Genomic DNA, 24,179 nt, shown 5'->3' on the forward strand with positions numbered 1-24,179 from the left:
AGCGCCCTTTACGGTGAGTGAGGCCGTGCGAGCCACAGGGCCGACAGGCCCCGCCGGAGGCGTCGATCAGCACTCTCCTGGCCGCGCGGCCTTGAGCGTGACCTGGACGCGGTCAGACGGAAACCGGCCGCGCAACGAATCGACCCGGTCGCCTGGACGAAGCTCCGGCAGGTACCCGAGTGCATCGCGGGCCGGTCTCACCGCCGCGGAACGCCGCCGACTGTGCACGGGACCACAACTGATCGACCCGACGAGCTCGCGCGGACCGGCCGCACCCGGACCGAGACCGCCAGAGCCGGCCCGTTGCGTCCCCTCCGATGCGCTCGACGATGCCGATCTTGTCTCCGGGGACCGCTGTAGCGGGGGCGCGTGCCGCCATCGCCCCCGCGAGGGCAGGACGCTCACTGGAGGCGACGAGCACGCGGGCATCGTTGGATTGCTGAGCGTAGCCCGATAGCCTCGCCAGGTGATCACCGGCGAGCTCAAGAGCAAGATCGACCGCGTCTGGGACGCCTTCTGGTCGGGTGGGATCTCCAATCCGCTCGAGGTCATCGAGCAGATCACGTATCTCATGTTCATTCGCCGGCTGGACGAGATCCAGAAACGCAAGGAACGTCAGGCCAACCGGACCGGCAAGCCAATCGACAAGCCGATCTACGTTCAGAAGACCGAGACACTGCGCTGGTCGTGGTTCGCCAACCGGTCCCCGGACGAGATGCTGATCATTGTCCGAGATGACGTCTTCCCCTGGCTGCGCGAGCTCGGCGGCGAGGGCTCCACCTACTCGCAACACATGAAGGACGCCCGCTTCTCGATCACGACGTCTAATCTGCTCGCCAAGGTCGTCGCCATGCTCGACGAGATGCCCGAGACCGAGCAGGACACCAAGGGCGACCTGTACGAGTACATGCTCGGCAAGATCGCGACGGCCGGCCAGAACGGCCAGTTCCGCACCCCGCGCCACATCATCCAGTTGATCGTCGAGATGATGGCGCCCGGACCAGCCGACGAGATTTGTGACCCCGCGTGCGGCACCGCTGGATTCCTCGTCGCTTCAGCCGAGTACGTAAATCGGACGCATCGCGAGGCACTGCTGGCGCCCACTCAGCGCGAGCATTTCAACGCGAGCATGTTCCACGGCTTCGACTTCGACAGCACCATGCTTCGCATCGGCAGCATGAACATGCTCCAGCACGGAGTCGAGAATCCAGACATCCGCTACCGCGACTCCCTCGCAGAGAGCACCGCCGGCGAGGTCGAGAAGTACTCGATGATCCTCGCCAACCCGCCGTTCGCCGGGAGCCTGGACTACGAGGTCACCGCGAAGGACCTCCAGGTGGTGGTCAAGACGAAGAAGACTGAGTTGCTGTTCCTCGCCCTGTTCCTGCGGCTCCTCAAGCTCGGCGGCCGGGCTGCGGTCATCGTCCCGGACGGCGTGCTGTTCGGCTCCAGCAAGGCCCACAAGGAGCTGCGGCGCATCCTGGTCGAGGAGCACAAGCTCGATGCCGTGGTGAAGCTGCCCAGCGGAGTGTTCAAGCCCTACGCCGGGGTATCGACGGCGATTCTGATCTTCACCAAGACCACGGTCGGCGGCACGGACAACGTCTGGTTCTACGAAATCACGGCCGACGGGTGGAGCCTGGACGACAAGCGCGCGCCGCTGCTGCCCGGAGACAAGCTCGGACCCATCCCAGCCGAGGCGCTCGACGATGCCGAGCATGCCACGAACAACCTGCCCGACGCGCTGGCTCGCTGGAATCGGCGCAACGGCGCCGAGCAGAAGCGGGCACGGACCGAGCAAAGCTTCTGTGTCCCGAAGGCGGACATTGTCGCGCACGGCTACGACCTCAGCCTCAATCGGTACAAGGAGATCGTGCATGAGCAGGTCAAGCATCGGGCGCCGGGCGAGATTCTGGACGAGTTGGCGCGGATCGAAACGGAAATTCAGCAGGGGATGTCGGAGCTGAAGGCGATGCTCGGGTGAACAATTCGACCGGCTGCGGCTGGGACATCGTCACAGTCGGCGACATCGCCGACGTTCAAGGTGGAATTCAGAAGCAGCCAATACGGCGACCCGTCAAGAACAGATATCCATTCTTGCGCGTAGGCAACGTTGGACGTGGCAACCTCCACCTTCAAGAGATCCACGAGGTGGAGCTTTTCGACGGAGAACTCGCAAAGCTGAGGCTTCAGTCAGGGGACTTATTGGTAGTTGAAGGAAATGGAAGCCCCGATGAGGTCGGGCGAGCCGCTATGTGGCGCAACAAGATCGAGAACTGCGTATACCAGAACCACCTTATCCGAGTGCGACCGAGGGGCCGTATCGTTCCAGAATTCCTTGAATTCCTCTGGAACAGTGAAGCCACAGTCAGTCAACTGCGCCAGATTGCCACCACTACAAGCGGACTACACACTCTCAGCGCAAGCAAGATCAGAGCAATCAAGCTCGCGATTCCCTCGCTTGATCAGCAGCGCAACATTGTAGCGGTTCTGAACAGCATGCAGCTTCTCCGGACTCAACGCCGCAAGGCTATATCCCTCCTCAATGACCTCGCCAACTCGATTTTTCTTGACATGTTCGGTGATCCCGCGACCAACCCATACGACTGGCCAACCCGCAATCTAGGCAGTTTAGCTATCGTATTCTCGGACGGCCCATACGGATCGAATCTTAAGAGTTCTCACTACGTCGAGTCCGGCATCCGCGTTGTACGACTGCAGAATATTGGCGTGGGCACATTCGTGGACAACGATCGAGCCTTTATAACACCGGAGCATTTCAGCTTGCTCAAGAAGCACACCTGCCTGCCTGACGATATCCTGGTTGCCACCCTCGGGGACCCGAATATCAGAGCCTGCATCCAACCGCAATCGATCCCAGTCGCATTGAATAAGGCGGACTGTGTCCAGATTCGCGTCAACCCCGAGTTGGCCTCCGCAACGTTTCTTTGCGCACTGTTGAACCAATCGAGCATTAAGGCGATGGCACAGCCTCTGATGCTCGGACAGACTCGTATCAGGATCAGTATGGGCAGACTGCGCACACTCGAGGTGCCCGTCCCGCCTCGCGATCTCCAGAGACAATTCTCGGCTCGAATTGAAGCGCTCAGTACGTTGTCCGTGCCACATCACCTCCACGTCGCCGAACTCGACGCCCTCTTCGCCTCCGTCCGATACCGCGCGTTCCGCGGCGAACTATGGGACACCTCCGCAGCCTGAGTCTCGACATCGTCCACCTCCAGGAAGGGCCACGTCCGTGAGCAACTTCGGCTTCCTCAAGGCCGAGTGGCCCAACCTGCACGCCGAGGCGCTGCACGCCGAGCGCCTCGCCGTGGCGGACCCGCGGGCGTCGTGCTTCTACGCCCGCCGCACCCTGGAGCTCACGCTCACCTGGCTCTTTGAGGCCGACAGCGCGCTTCGCCGCCCCTACCGCGACGACCTGGCGGCGATGATCGCCGAGCCGACGCTGGTGAAGCTGTCCGGTCCTGCAATTCGCACGAAGATGGACGTCATCCGCCGGCAGGGCAACACAGCCGTGCATCGCAGCGGCTCGGTGGCGTCCAACGACGCGGTCCGTGTGGTCGCCGAGCTGTTCCACGTCATGTACTGGGTCGCCCGCCTGTACTCACGCAACCCCGACGACCTGCCCGCCCCCGGGCTGGCGTTCGACCAGTCCGTCATACCTCGCCCGCTGCCTGCCGAGGTGCGGCTGGCCAAGCAGGCCGAGCTCAAGGCACAAGCGGAGAAGTTCGCGCAGCAGGACGCCGAGCTGGCCAGGCAGCGCCGCAAGAACGAGGACCTCGACGCCGAGCTGGCGGCCCTACGCGCGGAGATCAAGGCGGCGAAGGCCGCGAACGAGTCGCAGCCGGACACGCACGACTACAACGAGGCTCAGACCCGATCGCTGATCATCGACCTGCTCCTCAGAGAGGCAGGCTGGGCGCTCGACCAGCCCCAGGACCGCGAGTACCCGGTCACCGGGATGCCTGTATCCGCCGCGCCGTCCGGCAAAGGCAAAGTCGACTACGTCCTCTGGGACGACGACGGGCGCCCACTCGGGCTCGTCGAGGCCAAGCGCACCACCCGCGACGCACAGTCGGGCAAGTACCAGGCCCAGCTCTACGCCAACCGCCTGGAAGAGCGGTTCGGGCAGCGTCCGATCATCTTCTACACCAACGGATACACGACGTTCATCTGGGACAACCTCAACTACCCGCCGCGCGAGATCCAGGGCTTCTACACCAGGGACGAGCTGCGACTGCTAATCCAGCGCCGCGCCAGCAGACTGACGATCGCGACACTCCCGATCAACGAGCAGATCGCCGGACGCAGCTACCAGTCCCATGCGATCCGCCGTGTCGCCGAGACGTTCGAGAACGACGCACAGCGTGATGCCCTGCTCGTCATGGCAACCGGTTCGGGCAAGACCCGTACCGTCATCGCATTGACCGACCTCATGATGCGGGCAAACTGGGCCAAGCGCATCCTCTTCCTCGCCGACCGCAAAGCTCTGGTGCGCCAGGCCGTAGGTGCGTTCAAGGCGCACTTACCCGGGACGCCCGTGGTCAACCTTGTCGAGGACAAGGACCTCAGCGCACGCGTGTTCGTCTCGACCTACCCAACCTTGATGAACATGATCAACGACATCGACGGCGGCGGGCTGCGTCGCTTCGGGCCAGGATATTTCGATCTGATCGTCATCGATGAGGCGCACCGCTCGATTTACCAGAAGTACGGCGCGATCTTCGACTACTTCGACGCGTTGCTCGTCGGGCTCACCGCCACGCCCAAGGACGAGATCGACCGCAACACCTACCGCCGTTTCCACCTCGAGGACGGTGTCCCCACCGACGTCTACAGCCTCGACGAGGCCGTCGAGGACGGTTACCTCGTCGCACCTCGTGTCGTGGACGTCCCGCTGAAGTTCCAACGCGGAGGCATCAAGTACGACGACCTGTCCGAGGAGGACAAGCAGCGCTGGGAAGAGCTGGAATGGGACGACGACGGCAGCGTCCCGACCGAGATCTCCTCCGACGAGCTGAACAAGTACCTGTTCAACGCCGACACCGTCGACAAGGCGCTGGCGACCCTGATGACGCATGGTCTGAAAGTCGCCGGCGGTGACCGGCTCGGCAAGACGATCATCTTCGCCGCGAACACCCATCACGCCGACTTCATCGAGAAGCGCTTCGAAGCGAACTACCCCGAGCACAAGGGTTCGTTCGCGCAGGTCATCACCTACGCCAAGACGTATGCCGACAGCATGATCGAGGCGTTCGGCGTCCCGGATAAGGCGCCGCACATCGCCATCTCCGTTGACATGCTCGACACCGGCATCGACGTGCCGGCGGTCGTCAACCTGGTCTTCTTCAAGTTGGTGCGTTCCAAGAGCAAGTTCTGGCAGATGATCGGCCGCGGTACGCGGCTGGCTCCGGACCTGTTCGGCCCGAACCGCGACAAGACGGGATTCCTCGTCTTCGACCTCTGCCAGAACGTCGAATTCTTCAACCAGAACCTCATGCCCGCAGAGGGCAGCCTCGCCCCGTCGTTGGGCGAGCGACTGTTCGAGCGCCGCGCCGACCTACTCCTCGCGCTGGATGAGCAGCACGTCCCGGCCGCCGAGGACGGAGCCGACGGCACCACGAGCGACGGCGGACTGCGGCAGGACCTTGCGAGGCGCCTACACGACGAAGTGAGCGCTATGAACACGGAGAACTTCCTGGTCCGGCCGCACCGCGAGCAGATCGACAAGTTCGCCGACTTCGACGCCTGGCTCACGCTTACCCCCGAGGTTCACGCCGAGGTCGTTGATCACCTCGCCGGGCTCCCATCTGCCTTCCGCGAGGACGACAGCAGTGAGGAGGCCAAGCGCTTCGACCTGCTCGCGCTGCGCCTCCAGCTCGCCCAGATCAACGCAGAACCGGGATACGCACGGCTTCAGCAACAGGTCCAGGAGATTGCGTCGGCACTGCTCGATCAACTCACCATTCCGGCCGTCCGCGCTCAACAGGAATTGCTCGGCGAGATCGCCGGTGAGGACTGGTGGACCGACATCACGCTGCCGATGCTGGAGACGATGCGCCGGCGCATCCGCAGCCTAGTCAAGCTGATCGAGAAGACCAGGCGCGGCATCGTCTACACCGACTTCGAGGACGAGCTCGGCGAGCTGTCCGCAGCGTCGCTTCGCGGCATGGAGATCGGCGCCGACCTCACCCGTTTCGAACAGAAGCTGCGCATCTATCTGCGAACCCACGAGGACCAGCTCGCCGTTCAAAAGATCCGCCGCAATCGACAGATCACCACCACCGACCTAGACGAACTGGAAGGCATCTTTATCGAGTCCGGTATTGGCACGGACGCCGAGATAGCCGTGGCAAAGGAGGAGGCCGGCGGCCTCGGTTTGTTTCTCCGCTCACTTGTCGGGCTCGACCGGGCAGCGGCCGCCGAGGCATTCGGGTCATTTCAGCAGGGCAAGACCTTGAACTCGGCTCAGCTCCGATTCGTAAACGAGATCGTCGACTATCTGGCCCACAACGGCCGGATCGAGGTCGACATGCTCTACCAACCGCCCTTTACCTCCCTTGCTCCTGGAGGACCAGAGGACCTGTTCGTCGAGATCGACATCGACGCGATGACTGAGATGATGCACGCGGTCAACGCCACCGCGATTCCTGCGTAGGACATCACACCGCACGCACTGATCCGTGGTACCCCACGCCTACTGCTCGGGTCGGGCCTCGCCGAGCAGCTCCCGCGCGGCACGCACCCTGCTGAGAAGCCAGCGGCGCCGGGCAGGAGTCCGGCAGGTCCTGGTGCCACCCCGTGGCGTCGAGCTGTGGCCGGCAGGAATGCGGTGTTGGTAGGGGGTGGCCCGCGGAGCCAGCGCGGAAGTCCTGCCCGCGTCGTCATGTACGCCGACGCTCGCCAGGTTCCCGGGTCGCGCCCAGTGACCCGCTCGGACGTCGAAATCGTCGGTATGTCGTGCAACTGTGAACGCATGGAGGTGACGGAGAAGGACGTCGAGCGCATCCCGCTGCGCAACCTTCGCGTGCCCCTGAACGAGTTCGTGACGGTGTGGGCGGAGGCGGAGCGTCGGAACGCTGAGCAGGCCGAGCGGGGCGTCACGGACTGGTACGCCGGCGGCGTGATCGTGACGTGCCGGTGGATGGCGCGTGCGGTTGTGCGGCCGGCGTCGGGCCCGCGGCGGATGGCCCGGCCCCCGGTGTCCCGTCACGACGAGCGCGCCTACGAGGAGTTGATCGAGGCGGAGTACCTGGCCGCGGAACTGCTCGACGAGCGCTGGCCGGATCTTGTCGAGTCGCGTCCGGGCTGGTGTGAGGCGATCCGGGCCACCCTGCGGTGGGCGTGGCGCGGCTCCGGGACGCCTCCGATCGACGTTTCGGTGCGCGCGGCGGGATGACCGCCAGGCGCACCGGCTCGGCTTAACGAGGCATCGCTTCGTCATAGCTGTCCGTGTCGTCGGTGTCGACATCGGCGGCCTCGGCGGCCTCGTCGTCGGCGTGCCAGCGGTCGAGTTCGGCGGCCCGGTGCTCGGTCTCCTGCTGCAGGTCGAGGGCCCGGCGGGCGTTGATCTCGGCGAGCGCGCGAGTCGCATTCGCGTAGTCGTCGGCGGTCTCGTCCGGAGTCGGGATCCGGACGGTGTCCTCGTTCACCGGCGCGGGTTCGTCGGCAGCGATCTCGCGAAGGTCGCGGTCCGGTGCTTCCACAACCACGTCATGAGGTGCGGCTGCGATGTGGTCGGCGTAGTCGTCGATCAGGTCGGCCTCGGTGACGGCGCGGTGCTGGTCGTCCTCGATCGTCGCGTGGCGGTCAGCAGCGAGCCATTCCTCGGCGGTGACGAGCTGCTCGGGCTCGGTGTCGTCGATGTGGCGACGGGTGAGCTCGGCCTCGCAGCGGCGCCCGCAGCCGAGGGTGCGGGCGTTGTCGGCGAGGAAGTGCGCGCGGGCGTCGTCGATGACCTGGAGCTTCTCCGCCTGCGCGTCGAGAGTTTCGGCGACCGCGCGGGCCTGCGCGGCTTCGGTCTGCAGTCGCTCGCGCTCGGCGGAGTTGGCGTCGGCTTCGGTGGCGCGTAGCTCGGCGGTCTGGCGGTGCGTGGCCGCGGCTTGGCGGGTGCCGGCGAGTTCGTTGCCGACGTACCGGGGCGCCCACGCCTCCTCCCGCTTGGCTGCGCGGATCCACATCCGGAGCTGGCCGTCGGTCATCTCGAGCTCTTCGCGTTCGATCTCCGGTCGGCCTAGCGTCCGCCAGGCCGCGCGGTAGGCGGCGTACTGCTCGACCTGCCCCGGCTTCGGGGCGGGGCCGAGCGCGTCGGCGGGGTCGTCGTGGCCGCGCATCTCTTGGTACGCGGCGACCAGGCCGGCGCGGCGTTCCCACTCCGCACGGGCGTCGCTGTCGGTGGGCGCGGGTCCGATGGCGCTGGTGAGCCAGTCGGGCGTGGTGTCGGCGAGTTCGGCGCCGAGCTGGTCGGCGCGCTGGTCGGCCGTCTCGGCGAGCGCGGCGAGGTAGCGGCGCCACTCGGGGTTGTCGACGCGGGGTGTCCAGCTGGTGAAGGAGTCGCCGACCGGGTCGAGCTGGTCGGCGTGCTCGGTGCGGATGCGGCTGTAGATCGCGTTGGACGCGTTGCGCACCCCGTCGAAGGGGCGTTCGGCGATCGCGTCGTGCAGCACCTGCTTCGGGTCGTGCCCGGCGAGTTCGGCGCGGCGCAGGATCCGGGTCAGCGTGGCGGCGCCGTCTTCCGCCGCGATCCGCGACCGCTCGGCCGGGTCGAGGACGCCGTCCTGGGCGAGCTGGTCGAGCCAGGTCGCGGTCCGTTCCGTCGCGGCGAGCTGTGCGGCGTCGGAGAGCAGGTCGCCCGCCGTCCGGGTGCTGCCGGCGTCGGTGGCGGCCTGGGTGGCGGTGGCGAGCGCGGACCGGTTGGCTGCGTCCGCCGCGGTGGTGGTGTTCAGCACCTGGGCGAGCACGGCGACGGGGTCGCGGTGCAGCGTGTGGGTGTCGCTGCCCTGCGCGGCGTCGTCGACCGCGGCGAGGGTGACGACGTAGGCGGTGTTGGTGTCGCGGCCGCGGGTCATCGGCACCAAGAGCCCGGCCGGGCTGGTCCGTGGGGTGGCCACGGTGTGGCTGGTGTCGACCGACGCGCCCTGGGCGGCGTTCTTCGTCGAGGCGTATCCCAGCGCCAGGTGCTCGGCGACGTAGCCGGCGGGGAGCACCATCCGTTCGCCCAGGACGTCACCGTCCGGGGTGCGGCCGCGGATCACCGCGACCTCGAGTGCGCCGTCGTCGCGCACGACGTGGACCCGGTAGCGCTCGCGGGTGATCGCGGGGCGGGTGTTGCCCTCCACGCCCTGGACGGTCCAGTCCAGGGTGCGGGCCTCGACGAGATCGCCGACCCCGGCGTAGGTGCCCTGCAACCCGAGCCTCACCCCGTTCTCGGCGACCTGACCGAGCCGGACGAGTTCGGCGCGGACCTCCGCGGACAGGCGGGCCGCCTGTTCGTTGGTGTCGACGATGAGCAGCGACTGCCGACCGGCGAGGGTGTCGCCGAGCCAGCCGCGGATCGCGGCCTGCTCGGCCTGCTCGACGGTGCCGGAGTCGATCAGCCGGCCCTGCTTGTGGTACTCGCGCAGCACGGTCTCGTCGCCAGCGCGCAGCCGCAGCGACGCCTCCCGCTCCCAGGCGTGGGTGAACCGGCGGGCCTCGGCGAGTTCGTAGCTGGCGCCGGACTGTGCGATGAGGTCCATCCCGCCTCCGGCCCCGACGGCGGCGAGCTGGCGGTGGTCCCCGACCAGCAGCAGCTTCGCTCCGGCCGCGTCCACATGGCTGTGGATGGCGGCGAGTGCGGCGGTGTCGGTCATCGCGGACTCGTCGACGACCACCAGGTCCCCGCCGTGCAGCCGCCACGCCTGATCCCCGTCGACGGGACGCGGCCCGCCCGAGCCGGGGCCGGCGGCGAGCCGACGCTGCGCACCGAGCCAGGCGGCGACGTTGCTCGCGATCACCCCTTCGGACTTGAGGACCTCGGTCGCGATCTGCGAGGTCGCCAGGCCGAAGACCCGCCGCGGACTCTCCCCGCCGGTGTGGGCGGGGTCGGTCCAGCCGCGGGCGATCGTTCCGACGACGAACGACTTCCCGGTCCCGGGCGGCCCGATCAGGGTCTCGACCCGCGCACCGGAGGTCAGCACGCCGCGGACGGCGGCGGCCTGGTCGGCCCCGAGTTCGATCCCGGACTCGGCCAGCTCCTGGATGAACCGTTGCGCCCGGTCGTACGGCAGCGCCGTCCCACCGCCCGTGGCGGTGGCCGCGACCAGGGCGCGTTCGGTGCGGACCTGGTCCGGGGTGGCGTAGAGCATCGCTCCGGGGGCTTGGTAGACGCTGGAGCCGTTGTCCAGGCGCAGCTCGGCGGGGAGGTGTTCGTCCCCGGGGCGGTTGCCGTCGAGCACGATGGCGTACTTGAGCGCCTCCTCGGTGAGCGTGTCGACCAGTCGGCCGACGTCGGCGCCGTCGGTGATGCCGAGGTAGTCGGGCAGCGCGGCGTTGATCGCTCCGCTGAGGTCTCCTCGGTGCCAGCCCGCCTTGCGGGACTGGATGTCCGCGAGTGCGGTCTCGATCACCGCCTGCGGCGACCATTCCATCGGCGCCGGCCTGGTCTCGCGGGCGGCAAGCACGGCATCGGCGACGCCGGCCAGGCCGCCGTCGATGTCTGCGCGCACACGCTCGTCGATGCGGTCGAGCAGCTGCTCGCGAGTCTCCCCGGTGTGCGACTTCGACCGTCGGGTCAGCAGCGTGGCCTGCTGGGCGATCCGGTCGCGCTCCAGCCCGTTCGGGGCGCGGCCGTACCGGTCCTCGAACGCGCTGATCAGCTCGTCGGCCTTCGCGGTCAGCGTCCGCCTGCGCGTCGAGATCAGGTCCATTGCCTCCTGCGCGACGCCGACGATCTCTCGGGCCTTCCCGTCCGGGCGGGTCGCCAGCACCACCCCGAGCGCGTGCGTCAGCCGCTCCTCGGTGGTCCGCTCAGCGACCGCGGCGCCCGCGCGCTGAAACTTGAACAGCGCGCGCGAATCGATCGTGCGCCACTTGCCGTCCGGCCCCTGCACCCGGTTGAGGACCGCGTTGTGGATGTGCAGGTGCGGATCGTGGTCGCGGCTGTCGTGCTGGAAGAACGACGCCACCGTCCACTCGTGGGCATCGGCCCACCGCCCCGCCGCGCCGCCGTGCTTCCCGATCCGGGTGTAGCCGGCCTTCTCCGCCATGTAGGCGAGGCCGGCGTTGTTGCCCGCCCAGATCGCGTCCTCCACCGCTATGCGGCACCGGGCCCACGCCTGCGCGGTCTCCTCGTCCCCGGCCCGGCGGGCCGCGACTTCCTTGGCTTCGAACGCGGTGTGGACGAGCGTCACGCTCTTCTGCAGGTTGAACGTGATGTCGTAGAACGCCACGTTGTGCCGGGCGGACTTGCCCGCTTGAACACGGAGTTCAGCGCGCCGTTCAGCGCTCGCGCCGGGCTCCTGTTCAATCGCCGCGGCGTACAGGTCGTCCTCGCTGGCGTACTTGCGGCCGGTGTGGCCGAGGGTCGCCACCTCGTCCCACTTCTTCGGGTCCTTGAACCCGGGGTCGCGCGGGTCGAGGAAGCCCTCGTAGAGCGCGCGCATGTCCTGCGCGTCGACGAGCCCGGAGAGGCCCAGCCGCTCCGCTCCGGCACCCCACCAGCGCCCCGGAGGCTCTCCTTCCGAGACGGCGCCGGTGTAGTAGTTCTCCCGGCCGGTCGCCACCTCCCGGAGCAGGTAGTCCGGTGAGTAGCCGGACGCGATGCTCATCACCACGGGGACCACCGCCACACAGGAACGATCGTGAAAGTCGCAGCAGCAAGATCAACCGCGCGGAGCGTCGGTTGCGGCCGGCCGAAGGCCGGCCCGGACCCGTCGATCAGGATGCCAAGGTGTGCTGCAATTGATCTTCTGGTTCTTGGGTCTCGTTCTTGGTCTTCGTTCGTCTGTCTGGCGTAGTGCTTGGTCTCGGTGTTCTTGTTCGGCTCGCTGGTGGTGTTCGGGCTGCTTGTGCGGCTCATGTCGGTCATGGCTGGGTCGCCTTCTCGATGGTCGGGTCGTCCTCGTGCTCGCTCGGCTCGGGCTGATCAGTGCTGCGGGTGATCAGGTGCAGCGGAGTCGGCTGGGCTCGGAGGTGCTTGAGGGCGGCGGAGGCGGTTCCTCGGGAAACCTCGGCGGCGGCTTCCAGTTCGGTGACCGTCGGGAGGGCGCCGTGGCGGTGGGCGTGCCGCATCGCAGCCGCCCGCGCCCGCTCCCGAGCCGGAGCGACGGCAGGCTGTTCAACCGGTGCCGGGGCGAGCGCCGGACGGCCCGCGGGGGCAGCGACCTCGGGTAGACGGTGAACAGCAGCGGGCGGCGCGGGCTGAACAGCGTGGGCCGTGACCTCTTGAACGATGGACGGCTCGGGTTGAACAGGGGCCGGGTTGAACGGCTCCGGCTGAACACCACCAGGGGCCGGATCGTCCGCGGTGCCCGTCGCAGGGTTTTCGTCGGTGGCGAGGAGGTAGAGCAGGTGCGCGACGATCGCGGCGGCGATCGCGGGCCATGCCCCGACCCCGAACCGCAGCGCCGCCGATGCCTCGACCGCCGACCCGGAGGCCAGGAACGCGGCTTGTGCGAGCCCGGACAGGCCGGCGGCGAGCACGACCACCGACCACGCGTAGCGGGCCGCCGATCCCGACAGGCGGGCGGTGGCGGCGTAGGCGACCAGCGCGAGCCCGTCGGTAATGAGCGGGTAGAGCCAGGCGATCCCGGCCGGGACGCGGGCGGCGTGCGCGACCTCGTAGAGGCCGTGCGCGGTGGCGACCGCGGCGCCGAGCGCGACCGCGAGCCCGGGCAGCCATATCACCGCCCGGATCACCCGGGCGCTCTGCTCGGTGCTGCTGGTCATCGGTGGGGCCCTCCGTTCAGGACCGCCCCGATCGGCGACGCGGCCGGTTCCGGCGCGGGATCGTCGCGCCGGGTGGCCCACCACGCGGTGATCACCTCGACGGCGTCGATGCCGGGGACCGGGGCGGCACCGGTCGGGCGCTGGTCCCAGTCCGCGCGGGTCTGGTGGCGCTCGATCGAGCACGACCCCGCCGACGAACGGATCCGGCGGACGACGCCGGGGCGTTGGCGGTCGTGCCAGTCCCCCGCGAGCTGCACGGAAGCGCCCTTGCCCTGGTAGGCAGCGCACCAGGCGTGCATTAGCCACAGCAGTTCCTCGACCACGTCGGGGTGGTACAGCCAGCACTCCGGCAGCGTCGTGGCGCCGTCGGGGTAGCGGAGGTAGATCGTGTGCAGCCAGGCGCACAACTCGGCGAGCACCTGCTCGACCACGGTTTCGTCGGCCGGTAGCAGCAACCACGACGGCGTCGGGGTCGCGGCGGGCCGCTTCGTCATCGCGGCGACGGTGTCGGCGAGTTGACCGACCAGTCGGGCCAGGTCGTTGACCCGGCCTCCGACCTCGTGCAGCGGGTCGACGGCGCGACGTAGTTCGTCGAGATCGCGGGCCAGCCCGGCGACGGCGTCGGCGCGGGCGAAGTCGGCGTCCTGGTTCGGCCCAGTCATGGCAAACCCGGCCCGTCGTCCGTGGCGGAGCGCGGCCCACCCGGCTCCTGGTGCACGTCGTCCGCATCGAGGGTGTCGGCCGTGTCGTCGGTGTGCCAGTGGGCGAGCTGCTCGCGGCGCGCCGGGTCGTCCTCGACGGTCTGCCCGCGCAGGGCAGCGAGTCGATCAGTGAAGCGCGCCAGGTCATCGGGCGGGCCGGGCACGTAGGTGCCATCAGGGATCGCAGCCTCGGTGCGGCGGGCCTGCTCGCGCATCCAGTCCGGCATCGCGGGCACCCGCTCGTCCTCCGCCGAGGCCGACCACGGCGCGTCCTGCAACCGCTCGGTGTCGCCTCCGGCGCGGGCCTGAGCGATCGCGGCAAGGTGGGCGTCGGTGTAGTAGCCGGCCACGTCGAACGTGACGGCCTGGACCGTCGGGTCGGCGCTCTGGTCGGTGCGCCCGATTCGGGCGATGTGCTGGTGGCGCTCCCGGCCTGTGGCCGCGTCGGTGTCGGTCGCGGCGTTGCTGTCGGTGATGCGGGTGATCAGGGCGTCCTTGTCGGCCAGGAACGCCGCTCGCTCCCCTGGGTCCACCGCCCGGCCGGGCGTGGACAGCTCCCACAGCCGTCGGGTCAGCGCAGCGATCTCGGCGACCGACGGCCGGGCGCCGTCCGGGCGGTCGCTGGGGTGGGCGGTCATGGGGCACCTCCGGGTGTGCGGGCGTGGGTGTGGCCGTTGCTGGTGTGCGCGGCCTGGACGGGCAGCTCGACCGTCGGCGGATCGAGGTCGATCAGGACGTCGCGCGTGCTGGTGGGGGTCAGGTGATCCCGGATCCAGTGCCAGGCCCGTGCGCTGGTCGCGCAGACGGCGCGCCAGAACCTGACGAAGAGGGCGCCGATCCATCGCAGTGCAGCGACAACGGGCCCGGTCAAACGCGACCACCAGCGACGCGCCGTCGCGGCCCAGCGGGCGAGCCGGGCGGCCAGCGCGGGGTGCGCGATCTGGAAGGCGCGCCAGCGGACGTCGCGGCGCTGCCACGCCATCTGCACCCGCCCGATCACCGGGGCCAGACCGCGCCGGATCAACATCACCCGGCCCGACGGCAGGTTCGCCAGCTGCGCCGCCGGCAACACCGGCACCCTGCGTGTAGTCCGCGATGCGACCCGGCCGTGCATGTCCGTGGTCAGCGTCGGCTCGTCGCGGTCCCCGGCGAGGGTGGACCAGAATTGCAGGTCGTCGCGGTCGCGGGTGCCGCCGAACACCATGACCGCGCCGCAGTTGTTCAGGATCGTGGCGGTGTTGTGCTCGCCCCACCGGGCCAGCAGCTGGGCGCGGGACTGGAACGCGGCGATGATCGTGACCCCGCGCCCGCCCATGTCCGCGGTCCAGGACTCCAGCGGGACCGGGGAGATCAGCGCCGCCTCGTCGAGCGCCAACGTCAGGTTCGGGTCCAGCCGGCCTTTCGGCGCGACCGCGGCCAGCGCGCGGGCCTCCCGGGCGATGTGCCCGGTCAGCGCACACACCAACGGACCGGTCTGGGTCTCCTCCCCGCCGAGCAGGAACACCGTCGCCCGCTCGGCCAGCAGCCGCTCGACGTCGAACCCGCCCCCGGCGCCGGTCTTCGCCGAGCGGGCGGCGTCGGGATGGTTGAGCCACCCCAGCGCCGGTGCGACGGTCGAGGTGATCGACGTCCGCGTGTTCGTGTTCGTGCCCAGGAACTGGGCCAGGTCCTGCTCGAACGCCTGCACGGTCGAGCGACGCAGCAACGGCGGAACCTCGCGGACGGCGTCGTCGACCTCGGCCACCCAGCGGCCCACGTCCTGGATCGACTTCCCGCCCAGCGCGGCGGCGTGCAGCAGCCCGGCCAGCACACGGCGGGCATGGCTGTTCCAGAACTCCCGATCCCCACCCCCACCGGCCCGGGACACCGCAGCGATCAAGTCGCTGGCCCGCTCGGCGGCGGTCACCGGATCCGTGCACCCCGTCAGGGGGTCGAACGTGATCGTGGAGGCGAACGCCTTCCCGCCGAGCCCGACCGGGTTGAACACGTACACCGGGCCGCGCCGGGCGCGCAATGGTGCGCACAGCTCGTAGAGATCGGTGCGGGTACTCGTGACGAGGACGGCGCCGGGGGCGTCGAGGATCCGGCCGGCCAACCATCCGGTCTTCCCGGTGCGCGGACCGCCGAAGATCATGACGACGTCCTCGATCGGCGACCACACCGTGAGCCATCCCGTACGGCACAGCTCGATCGCGACCTCGACCGCCGGCAACCGGAACCTCGCCCACCGGCCCAGCTCGGCCAGAGACGGGCGGACGGTCGCAGCCCGTTGGCACATCGCGTGCGCGGAGGCGTGGCGCACGATGTCGAGGGTGGAGGCGACGCCGGCCTTGCGCCGGGATTGGCTGGACCAGCGGGTCACCAGCGCGGCCGAGCGGGACAGGTGATGCCACCCCACCGCGGCGCCGAACACGGCGGCGATCAGATATCCCCACCACGGGAGTTGGCGCAGCAGCGCCCACGCCGGGAACCCGGCGAGCAGGACGCAGAGCAGGGCGTAGGCGTACGAGCCGCGCCGCCACAGCACCCCGGCCGCGATCCCCAGCACGACGAGCAGCAAGAGGAGGTTCATCGGTCCGCTCCCACCGCGTGGGCGACCGCCGTGGCGACCGCACGGGCGTTGCCAGGGCCCATCGCCCGGAACCGGAACCGGTCCGTCCCGAGGGTGATCGCCAGGTCGAGGACCGCGAGCTCCGTCGACGACGCGGTGTCGAACCGGCCGTTGTCGAACGCGATCCGCGCGGCACGGAAATCGATCCACCACCCGCCGTCCGGGCTGTGGTTCACACACGCCGCCACGAAGTCCGTTCGTCGCGGCCACACTTCGTGGGCGAGCAGCAGCCACACCGCGGCCTGCACGTGCGCGTCGTGGCCATCGATCCACCGGTGCAGCCCGGCGACCACCGCGGCGGGGCCGCCGATGGCGCGTACCTGGCGGGTCATCGGGACACCTCGCCGTCGGCGCGGCCGGCGGAAGGGTTGTCCTCGACGCCGATGTGGCTGATCGCGCTCCAGAACCGGTTGGCCACGTCCAGCGCGCATCCGGCCGCGATCGCTAGCTGGTCGAGGTCGCAGCGGGCGTCGGCGAGGCGCTCCCGCGGGTCCTCTCGCCACGGGTCCACCCCGCGCGCGTCGTCGTAGACCCGCTTCCCGGGCGGCTGCCGGTCGGCGTAGCTGCACACCGGGTCGGCCAGCAGCCGGGCCAACGACTCGATCGCGGCGAACGTGTCGACCAGGTGCCCGGCCAGGTTGTAGAAGTCCGCGTGATCGGGCGCGGCGCCACGCTGCGCGTGCACCACCGCACGCCAGGCGCGGGCGCCGACCTCGGCCTGCTGCACCGCCTCGGGGCGGTCGTCGGGCTCGTGAATGCCTTCGGTACTCATTAGGATCGGGTCCCTTCCGCTCGTGTCCCTGCCTGGGTTGCTGTGTGGGAGATCTGGAGGGGAGCCCGGTGGCCGCCGGCGCTCCCCTCCCCTATGCCCGCCGAGCAAGCGCTCGACGTCGTGCTGGTGTGGATGGCGCGGGCCCAGCGGCCCGCGGTGCGGGGCGAGACCAGGAACTCCCCCGCCGCGTCCCGCACCGACATCCCGGCCGCGATCGCGGCCCGTCCCGCCTCGGCTACCTCGGCCCGTGTTGCGTTCACCGGGCGCTGCGGGGTCCGTGGCCGCGGGAGCCGGCCCCGCCGCCGACCACCACGGCGGCGGGCCAGTTCGTGGCGGCGTTCGTGCTCGGTCATCCCGCCCGCGATGCCGTCCGGCTGGTGTCCCAGCGCCCACGACAAGCACTGCTCCCGCACTGGACAGCCTGCGCACACGGTCTTGGCGAGCGACACCTGCGCCTCGAACTCCGGACCGTCCACCGCGGTCGGGAAGAAGATCTCCGGATCGACCGACCGACAGACCGCGCGGTGCCGGAAGTCCTCCGGCCGCACGTGGCCGCCGACCGGCTCACGTCGGGTCGTCCTCGTCGCCGGGGCGCTCATCCCACTGCTCCCGAACCCTCGGTCAGCGGCTCGGACGCGGCACCGACCGTGGACAGGAAGTCCGCGACCAAGCCGGGCAGACCCGCGCCGGCAGGCGTGCCGATGAACAGCACCAGCGCCAGCAGCGCGAACACGACCGCCCCGCCCGCGACCCGGGCCTTCGCGCAGATCGCCGCACCGACGATGGCGAAGAAGATCAATAGGCCGACGGTTCCCATCAGGCCACCCCGCCCGGAAGCTCCACGTTCGCCGCGGCGATGCGGGCGAGCGCGGCGATCTGGTCGTGGCGCCACTGTTCGGTCCAGCCGCCCAGGTCGACGCAGCGGCCCGTGACGAGCACGTCGTCGACAAGCCGGTCCAGCACCGCCCCAGGCACGACGTAACGCCCGCCGATCTTGAGCCCGGGGAACGTTCCGTTGCGGAGGTGCCGGTACAGCGTCGACTCATCGAGCCGGAGGATCTCGGCGGTCTCGGCCGCGGTGTAGAAGGACGGCCGCTTCATGGCCGGCTGGTCGGATCGGTTGTTGCTCACTGCTCGCTCCTCAGGTTGTCCTGCCACTCCTGTGTCTCGGTGCCCGTGCATCTCGTCGTCTCGCTTCCTGTCAGTTTCACACTCAGTTTGAGCGTAGATTGATAGTCAGTCAAACGGTGTTTTACGCGCGACCTACGCGCGGCTTCGCGCTCTAGCTACTCTCGGCAGACCTCGACCCGGGAGAGCACATGAGCCAGGACTGGCCGGCTGTCGGCGCGGCGATCCGCGCCCGGCTGGACGACCGCGGCATGACGATGACGGAGCTGGCCACGCGGTCCGGCGTCTCGCTCACGACGGTCCGTGAACTGGTGCACGTTCTCAACGAGCGCCGACGGCAGCCACGCACGCTGGCGTCGCTGTCGAGCGCACTCGACTGGCCTGCCGATCACCTCGGCGCAGTTCTCCGCGGACGCTCGACCGACGACATCCCGACCGACGACCTCGCCGCAATCCGACGCGACCTCCGTGACCTGCGTCACCGCGTCGAGGCGTTGGAACGCGAGAACGGCTCTCCCTCGTAGCTGTGGCATCTCTCGCCTCCTGTCGTTTCGGGCGCCGTGGCTGTCCCGCACAGGAACCAGCGTGGTTCTCCGGAACGGCCTCCAACAGGGCGCAGAAGGGGGCACACTTGCGCACAGGGCGCAGGTCAGGGGGGTGAGCGGTCGTGCCGACGAACGAACGCCTCGTCGCACTCATGACCGAAGCCGGCTTCCTCGACGGACGCGGTGAGGTCGGCCGGAAGAGGTTCGCGCGGGCCGTCAACGACTCCGCGGCGGGGCGCGCCGCAGGGAAGCGGTTCAACCACACCTACGTCAGTCGCTGGGTGTCCGGCGTCTCTCCCCGGGACGACGCGACCCGCAACGCGATCCGGGAGGCCCTCGCCGTCCGGCTCGGCCGGCGCGTCTCGCCCGACGAACTCGGGTTCCGGTCGACGCTCTCCTTCTCACCGGACGTCGGCCTCGCCTACCCCTACCGCCCTGACGACGGCGTGAGCAGCGTCGCCGAGCTGCTCGAAGCCGATCTCGCGGGAACCGCCGCTCTCAGCAACGCCCCGGCCAACGTCGGCGCCTGGCACGACGCCTCGGTGGCGTGGCTGGTGGATGCGCAACAGCAGCTCGGCTCGGGCTCGGGCCCGAAGAAGGTCGGCGCGTCCGACGTCGAGCGGCTACGCACGATGCGATCGACGTTCGACCGCATCGACAGCACCTTCGGCGGCGCGCACGCGCGCAACGCCCTCGTGCAGTACCTCCGCGGCCAGCTGCCCCAGCTCCTACGCGCGCAGTGCACCGCCGACGTCCGCGCCACCCTCTTCTCTGCAGCCGGCGAGTCGACGCAGCTCGCCGCGTGGATGTCGTACGACGCCGGGCACCACGGACTCGCGCAGCGCTACTTCATCCAGGCACTCGGGTTCGCCGACGCCGGAGGAGACCGGTTGCTCGCGGCGAGCATCCTCGACGCGATGAGCCACCAAGCCAGCTTCCTCGGCCGGTACCGGGAAGCAGCGAACATGGCCCGAGCGGCACGACTCGGGACGGAGTCAACAGGCGTCGCGATCCTGACGTCGCACTTCTACGCGATGGAAGCGCGCGCACTCGCCCGACTCGGCGACGCGACGGCATGCGACCGAGCGATGGGCGCCGCGATCGAGCACTTCGAGCGGCACACTCCGGGCGACGGACCTGCGTGGCTCGACTACTTCGACGACGCCGAACTTGCGGCAGAGCTGGGTCACTGTCACCGCGACCTCGGCCGGCCGAACCAAGCGATCGAGTTTGCGACGCGCGCACTGGACTCGGCGTCGGGCGACTACGTTCGCAGTGACTTCTTCGTGGCGATGGTCCTCGCTGACGCGCACCTCGACCGCGGCGACGTCGACGAGGGATGCCAGATTGCCGCGCAAGCGTTCACCGTCGGCGAAGGTCTGGAGTCGGCGCGCTGCCACAGCTACGTCAACGAGTTCCGAGAACGGCTCGCGCGTCATCGGCGGGTGCCCAGCGTGCGCGAGTTCGCCGCCAGCGTTCGTGAGACACGGATGTGGTCGCGAAGTGAGAGTTCGCTGCTATAGCAGGGACCTGCAAGCTGGCTGCGTGGCCTCCAATGCCGCGTGGACCTCTTCCGTCATCTAGGCGCGCTTCGCGCGCTGCAGGCGTCCGCCTCTGCGCCTTGTCAGTGACCAACCGCATCGTTCGGCCGACCGAGGCTTGGGAGCAGTTTGGCGACCGCCGGCACTACCTGGCGCCTGCACTCAATCATGGACCCTTCGTTCTGCCCAGGCTTCTCCTTCTCGCCGCAGAACACCTTTACAAAGCCGCTCGCCTCACCAGACGGATGCGGGAGATGAACGACAGTTCTACCGAGCGCTTGATAGACGTACTCAATCTTCGGCGGCATGACCTCACTCGCCAAAAACTCGCGCATCTCCCGAACGTAGCCAACCTCCGCACCAAGCAGAATGATCAACTCAACACTTTGCGGCAACGCGTCTCGAAGATGACGATTGACGCACTCGCGAAGAAATCTGGGCCGCGCACTGACTGTTCTAGAGAGGATGCGACTACCACTACCCTTCCAGTCGCCCCCGGTCAGAATCTCGACTGAGCATCGCACAATTGACGCGAATCCCAGCAACTTCTCGTCTGACTTGAATAGAGTCTCGACCGGCCGCGATGCGTCGATTAGTCCGATAGCACAGAGGAGGCTATGCAGATTGGGACGCATGCGCCCTCGCGCATCATTGAACGGTATGTCCTCGAAGCCATCGCCGCCGGACCAATTCTCCACGCGCTCAACTTGACCCGGACCCTTCGAGAAGCCGAGAACTAAGACCTTGGGCTCCGGGCTTCCCCAATAACCGGGATTTGGCCGTATGCGCCACTCTTCGCCAGCGGCTCGAAACGACTGAGGTTCGCCATTCCAAACTGGAGTGAGGCCGTCAAAGCACGCACGGCATGATTGAGGACCGTGAACGAAAGAGCCGACCGGGGCCGAACTCTGCACTGGTTGCGCCATTGCAAGATTCAACCACCGTTAAGGAGGGGAGACAACGGTGCTGCGACTTCGACCCCTCGGCCATGAATCGTCCATGCAGCGGTGCGTGGGTGGAGTGCAGGGCGGCCCGCGGCGTTGCTACGCGATGGCTGCGCCACCCTGGACACCACCACTGCGACGAGCAGGGCGGCCAAGATGAGGGAGGTGGGGCGGTGTGAGCCAGCCCCCGAGCTGGTCGCGTCACGATCGCGTCCCACGCCTATCTACCGGTAACGGCCAGGAACGACATCCAACGTCGCGGTAGGCGTCGGACCTGTCCGCCCAGCTCAGCGACACCGTTCGGGACTCAAGCAAAAACTCCCCGGACGGGGTCCTGAAATCGATAGCTGACCGACTCCGAAGGCTAGTAGGCGCCCCAATCCTGTCTGCTCGAGCCCGTCCGAATCGCCGACACTCTCTTCATGGCCTCCGCTGCAGTCTTGGCCGAGTCCCCGGCCTTTCTGCACAGCCACGTTGTCATCGCAATCTCACGCATGTCAGCAAGTTCACCGTAACCGGGCCAGGACATCAGATCGAATCCGTACACGTCCACGAACTCCATGTACTCATCGCGCGTGTGCCAGCCGAGCCGATCGTAGAACAATGCGGTCTGCACAAGATCCCATTCGCGGGGGCCGGTGGAAAAACTGTCTAGGTCGATGAGGATTGCTCGACCTTCATCGTCGACCAAGACGTTGCCTACATTGGCATCGCCGTGCACGACGCCGGGCGGAAGGACGAACGGGAGGACCGGGAACTGCGAGCGTGCCCATTCGAGCCGCTCACGCAGGAATTGCGCGTCAGCTCTAGGAATGGCTGGAAGGTCCGGAAACGGCTCTTCAAGCGCTCCAAATGGCTGAAGTGCCGGGAGAGCTAGCTTCGGTGGTAGCTGGAGGTCGTGGAGCCGGCGCGTCAGTCTCGCGACGTCGCGGATCGGGGCGTAGCGGGTCTCTAAGGAGATCGACTCCCAGAACGTCACGATCCGGCCCTCGGCCTCGACGGGCTGCTCGACGTCAAGCGCGCGCGTCGCGGGGTAGTCGATGTCCCGCAACCAGCGGGCGACGTCGATCTGCTTCTGCGCGTTCTCGCGGTGTGCCAGCGACGGCGCCACCCGCGCGATGGACGCCGCATCCACCCTGAACACCGCGTTGGAGCCGATGCGGATCAGCTCGGCATTGCCATGCGGAAGCCCGACCTGTTGACACGCATGGGTCAACGCCCGACGGGCAGTGGTCTCCGTGAGCGCTTCGCTAGAGCTGGTCGCGAGTTCGGCCATGTTCGGCGCTGTCCCCACCTTCGGCTCGACCGGGAAGCGATCGAGCCTCAGGGTACGCGCGGACCGTGTCGGGTTGCCGGGCCTACGAGCGGTCGACCGGCCGGAGGACGGGCATCCGGCCCCCGATGACGCCGGCCGCCGCGGTGTCGGCCGAGCCGACCCATGCGGCGTAGTGGCGCAACGTCGTCGTGCCATCGCCATGCCCGAGCCGGCCGGCCACGGTGCGCAGATCCACGCCCGCGGTGAGCAGCTCCGTCGCGGAGTAGTGCCGCAGCTCCTTGAGCATCGTGTCGATGCCGAGCTTGGCCACGAGGCGCCCGTAGCGGCGTGTGAGCGACGCTGGGTCGCGGGGCCGGCTCATGTCAGGCTGCGCGGAGAACACCCACGTTCGGTCCGTTAAGGAGACGCCAAGCAGCGCGAGCTGGCCCGCGCAGTCCTCGCGGTGCTGCCGGAGCAGCTCGACGGTCGGCGCGTCGATCGACACTCGCCGCATCTGGTGCGACTTCGTGTCTTTGAGGACCATGCCGTCGTTCGTACGGACGTAGTTCTCGTCCAGGCGCACGACCCCGGCGGTCAGGTCGACGTCCTCCCACTGCAGGGCGACCACCTCGCCGCGCCGGGCACCGAGCACCGCGGAGAGCCAGACGTAGAGACCCCACTCGGCCGACGACGTCCAGGCGGCCTCCACAATCCGCGCCATCTGCTCGCTGGTCGGCGGGCGCGGCTGCGGGCGGGGCTTGGCCGGCGGTCGGACCGACGGCATCGGGTTGAAGCTGATCCATCCCCACCGGACGGCGGCGCTGCACGCGCCGGACAGGATGGCGTGGATCGAGCGCACGCTCGAAGCCGCGTAGGGCTTGCAGACATGCGGCTTGCAGCCAGCGGCCGCGCAGTCGTGCGGGCCCTTCTCGGCGTGGCGCTCGACGAACGTCTTGCCGTTGCACAGCATCCGGCATTTGCGAAGCCGGCTGTATAGCGTCTCCAGCCGTTGCGACGCGTCGCGCACGAACAGGACCAGCGGGACGTCACCGATCGCCGGAACGATGTACATCCGGATCTGCGACTCGTAGGTCATGCGCGTCGTCGCGTCGATCTCGTGCTGTGCCATCCAGCGCCCCAGCAGTGCCCCGACGGTCGCGCGGGTGCGGGCGACCTTCAGCTCGTCGGCGTCGGCCAACATCCTCGTGCGGAGCTTCTCCGCGGCCTTGAGCGCCTCGCGCTCGGAGCGGGCGTTGCCCGGGACCTCGATCGGCACGCTGTCGGTGAGGATGATCCGCTCGCCCGTGCTCGGGTCCTCGCCGGCCGACACGCGCACCTGCACGCGGTCGCGCATCCGGCGGATGTTGCCGCGGGATCGGGCCTTCGCCGGCTCGGGGACAATGGTCATGACGCGGAAGCTAGCAAGGTTCGTGGATCAGACCGTGGATCGAGATCAACTAGCCGACCCTGGAAATGATCTAGCCCTGACCGTTGGTGCTGGTCAGGGCTAGTGTGACGATGGTGCGCCCGAAGGGATTCGAACCCCTAACCTTCTGATCCGTAGTCAGATGCTCTATCCGTTGAGCTACGGGCGCGTGATCTTCAGTTGTACCTCGGCAGCCTAACAGGCCACGTCGGAGCGGAGGCTCCGGGATTTGAACCCGGGATGGGGGGTTACCCCAAACCGCATTAGCAGTGCGGCGCCATAGACCAGACTAGGCGAAGCCTCCCGAA

At 68.5% G+C, this 24,179-nt stretch carries 19 protein-coding genes and 2 tRNA genes; 6 read left to right on the forward strand and 15 right to left on the reverse strand.

Going from position 1 to position 24,179, the window contains the following annotated elements:
* Positions 1–466: 466 nt before the first annotated feature.
* The 4 genes from HOP40_RS06725 (at position 467) to HOP40_RS06740 (ending at position 7,420) form a co-directional block, all read left to right on the forward strand.
* Positions 467–1,984, forward strand: a complete 1,518-nt coding sequence (locus tag HOP40_RS06725) for a type I restriction-modification system subunit M (protein ID WP_172155703.1) — start codon at positions 467–469, stop codon at positions 1,982–1,984.
* Positions 1,981–3,219: a restriction endonuclease subunit S gene (locus tag HOP40_RS06730; RefSeq protein WP_172155705.1), complete on the forward strand. Its 1,239-nt coding sequence runs from the start codon at positions 1,981–1,983 to the stop codon at positions 3,217–3,219. Before HOP40_RS06725 ends, HOP40_RS06730 begins: the two co-directional genes overlap by 4 nt.
* A gap of 37 nt (positions 3,220–3,256) precedes the next feature.
* On the forward strand, positions 3,257–6,679 hold the full coding sequence (locus tag HOP40_RS06735; RefSeq protein ID WP_172155707.1) for a DEAD/DEAH box helicase family protein: 3,423 nt from the start codon (positions 3,257–3,259) through the stop codon (positions 6,677–6,679).
* 267 nt (positions 6,680–6,946) lie between these two features.
* Positions 6,947–7,420 (forward strand): hypothetical protein, encoded by a 474-nt coding sequence (locus tag HOP40_RS06740; protein ID WP_172155709.1) that lies wholly within the window; start codon positions 6,947–6,949, stop codon positions 7,418–7,420.
* Positions 7,421–7,442: 22 nt separating this feature from the next.
* Here HOP40_RS06740 and mobF read toward each other — a convergent pair whose 3' ends face one another.
* The 10 genes from mobF to HOP40_RS06790 all read right to left on the reverse strand — a co-directional run bounded on the left by mobF (position 7,443) and on the right by HOP40_RS06790 (position 18,163).
* On the reverse strand, positions 7,443–11,849 hold the full coding sequence (mobF, locus tag HOP40_RS06745; protein ID WP_240157551.1) for a MobF family relaxase: 4,407 nt from the start codon (positions 11,847–11,849) through the stop codon (positions 7,443–7,445).
* Positions 11,850–12,084: 235 nt separating this feature from the next.
* A complete protein-coding gene (locus HOP40_RS06750; protein WP_172155711.1) occupies positions 12,085–13,029 on the reverse strand; it encodes a hypothetical protein in 945 nt (314 codons plus the stop codon).
* Complete coding sequence (locus HOP40_RS06755; RefSeq protein WP_172155713.1) at positions 12,945–13,610, reverse strand: hypothetical protein; 666 nt, start codon at positions 13,608–13,610, stop codon at positions 12,945–12,947. Before HOP40_RS06755 ends, HOP40_RS06750 begins: the two co-directional genes overlap by 85 nt.
* A complete protein-coding gene (locus tag HOP40_RS06760) occupies positions 13,607–14,287 on the reverse strand; it encodes a hypothetical protein (RefSeq protein WP_172155715.1) in 681 nt (226 codons plus the stop codon). The genes HOP40_RS06755 and HOP40_RS06760 overlap by 4 nt, the downstream gene beginning before the upstream one ends.
* Complete coding sequence (locus tag HOP40_RS06765; RefSeq protein WP_172155717.1) at positions 14,284–16,221, reverse strand: type IV secretory system conjugative DNA transfer family protein; 1,938 nt, start codon at positions 16,219–16,221, stop codon at positions 14,284–14,286. The genes HOP40_RS06760 and HOP40_RS06765 overlap by 4 nt, the downstream gene beginning before the upstream one ends.
* Positions 16,218–16,592 carry a hypothetical protein gene (locus HOP40_RS06770; RefSeq protein ID WP_172155719.1) on the reverse strand — a complete coding sequence of 125 codons (375 nt, stop codon included), beginning with the start codon at positions 16,590–16,592 and terminating at the stop codon, positions 16,218–16,220. The genes HOP40_RS06765 and HOP40_RS06770 overlap by 4 nt, the downstream gene beginning before the upstream one ends.
* The gene (locus tag HOP40_RS06775) at positions 16,589–17,032 is read right to left on the reverse strand and encodes a hypothetical protein (protein ID WP_172155721.1); all 444 of its coding nucleotides are present in this window, start codon (positions 17,030–17,032) and stop codon (positions 16,589–16,591) included. The genes HOP40_RS06770 and HOP40_RS06775 overlap by 4 nt, the downstream gene beginning before the upstream one ends.
* A complete protein-coding gene (locus HOP40_RS36730) occupies positions 17,032–17,631 on the reverse strand; it encodes a WhiB family transcriptional regulator (protein ID WP_172155723.1) in 600 nt (199 codons plus the stop codon). The genes HOP40_RS06775 and HOP40_RS36730 overlap by 1 nt, the downstream gene beginning before the upstream one ends.
* A complete protein-coding gene (locus HOP40_RS06785) occupies positions 17,628–17,849 on the reverse strand; it encodes a hypothetical protein (RefSeq protein WP_172155725.1) in 222 nt (73 codons plus the stop codon). Before HOP40_RS06785 ends, HOP40_RS36730 begins: the two co-directional genes overlap by 4 nt.
* Positions 17,849–18,163 (reverse strand): helix-turn-helix domain-containing protein, encoded by a 315-nt coding sequence (locus HOP40_RS06790; protein ID WP_205347114.1) that lies wholly within the window; start codon positions 18,161–18,163, stop codon positions 17,849–17,851. The genes HOP40_RS06785 and HOP40_RS06790 overlap by 1 nt, the downstream gene beginning before the upstream one ends.
* Before the next feature lie 188 nt (positions 18,164–18,351).
* On the opposite strand from HOP40_RS06790, the gene HOP40_RS06795 reads away from it, so the two are divergent.
* Both HOP40_RS06795 and HOP40_RS06800 read left to right on the forward strand, forming a co-directional pair.
* Positions 18,352–18,684 carry a helix-turn-helix domain-containing protein gene (locus HOP40_RS06795; protein WP_172155727.1) on the forward strand — a complete coding sequence of 111 codons (333 nt, stop codon included), beginning with the start codon at positions 18,352–18,354 and terminating at the stop codon, positions 18,682–18,684.
* Positions 18,685–18,827: 143 nt separating this feature from the next.
* Positions 18,828–20,228: an NsdA family TPR-like regulatory protein gene (locus tag HOP40_RS06800; protein WP_172155729.1), complete on the forward strand. Its 1,401-nt coding sequence runs from the start codon at positions 18,828–18,830 to the stop codon at positions 20,226–20,228.
* Positions 20,229–20,329: 101 nt separating this feature from the next.
* Here the strand turns inward: HOP40_RS06800 and HOP40_RS06805 are convergent, their stop codons facing one another.
* From HOP40_RS06805 to HOP40_RS06825, 5 genes are all read right to left on the reverse strand, one after another.
* Positions 20,330–20,944 carry a hypothetical protein gene (locus HOP40_RS06805; protein WP_172155731.1) on the reverse strand — a complete coding sequence of 205 codons (615 nt, stop codon included), beginning with the start codon at positions 20,942–20,944 and terminating at the stop codon, positions 20,330–20,332.
* Positions 20,945–21,554: 610 nt separating this feature from the next.
* On the reverse strand, positions 21,555–22,466 hold the full coding sequence (locus tag HOP40_RS06810; protein ID WP_172155733.1) for a phosphotransferase family protein: 912 nt from the start codon (positions 22,464–22,466) through the stop codon (positions 21,555–21,557).
* Positions 22,467–22,548: 82 nt separating this feature from the next.
* Positions 22,549–23,853: a site-specific integrase gene (locus HOP40_RS06815; protein WP_172155735.1), complete on the reverse strand. Its 1,305-nt coding sequence runs from the start codon at positions 23,851–23,853 to the stop codon at positions 22,549–22,551.
* A 111-nt stretch (positions 23,854–23,964) separates the two neighbouring features.
* A tRNA-Arg gene (locus HOP40_RS06820) sits at positions 23,965–24,040 on the reverse strand.
* 45 nt (positions 24,041–24,085) lie between these two features.
* Positions 24,086–24,175: transfer RNA gene (locus tag HOP40_RS06825), tRNA-Ser, on the reverse strand.
* Positions 24,176–24,179 lie beyond the last annotated feature (4 nt).

Origin of the sequence: Pseudonocardia broussonetiae (genome assembly GCF_013155125.1) — a bacterium.
Classification (GTDB): domain Bacteria; phylum Actinomycetota; class Actinomycetes; order Mycobacteriales; family Pseudonocardiaceae; genus Pseudonocardia; species Pseudonocardia broussonetiae.

What these genes read in the sequence shown, in the direction of transcription:
- HOP40_RS06785 (WP_172155725.1), bottom strand. Translation starts at nt 17,849, where the DNA reads ATGGGAACCGTCGGCCTATTGATCTTCTTCGCCATCGTCGGTGCGGCG.
- HOP40_RS06795 (WP_172155727.1), top strand. Translation starts at nt 18,352, where the DNA reads ATGAGCCAGGACTGGCCGGCTGTCGGCGCGGCGATCCGCGCCCGGCTG.
- HOP40_RS06810 (WP_172155733.1), bottom strand. Translation starts at nt 22,466, where the DNA reads ATGGCCGAACTCGCGACCAGCTCTAGCGAAGCGCTCACGGAGACCACT.
- HOP40_RS06775 (WP_172155721.1), bottom strand. Translation starts at nt 17,032, where the DNA reads ATGAGTACCGAAGGCATTCACGAGCCCGACGACCGCCCCGAGGCGGTG.
- HOP40_RS36730 (WP_172155723.1), bottom strand. Translation starts at nt 17,631, where the DNA reads ATGAGCGCCCCGGCGACGAGGACGACCCGACGTGAGCCGGTCGGCGGC.
- HOP40_RS06770 (WP_172155719.1), bottom strand. Translation starts at nt 16,592, where the DNA reads ATGACCCGCCAGGTACGCGCCATCGGCGGCCCCGCCGCGGTGGTCGCC.
- HOP40_RS06760 (WP_172155715.1), bottom strand. Translation starts at nt 14,287, where the DNA reads ATGACCGCCCACCCCAGCGACCGCCCGGACGGCGCCCGGCCGTCGGTC.
- HOP40_RS06815 (WP_172155735.1), bottom strand. Translation starts at nt 23,853, where the DNA reads ATGACCATTGTCCCCGAGCCGGCGAAGGCCCGATCCCGCGGCAACATC.
- HOP40_RS06765 (WP_172155717.1), bottom strand. Translation starts at nt 16,221, where the DNA reads ATGAACCTCCTCTTGCTGCTCGTCGTGCTGGGGATCGCGGCCGGGGTG.
- HOP40_RS06755 (WP_172155713.1), bottom strand. Translation starts at nt 13,610, where the DNA reads ATGACTGGGCCGAACCAGGACGCCGACTTCGCCCGCGCCGACGCCGTC.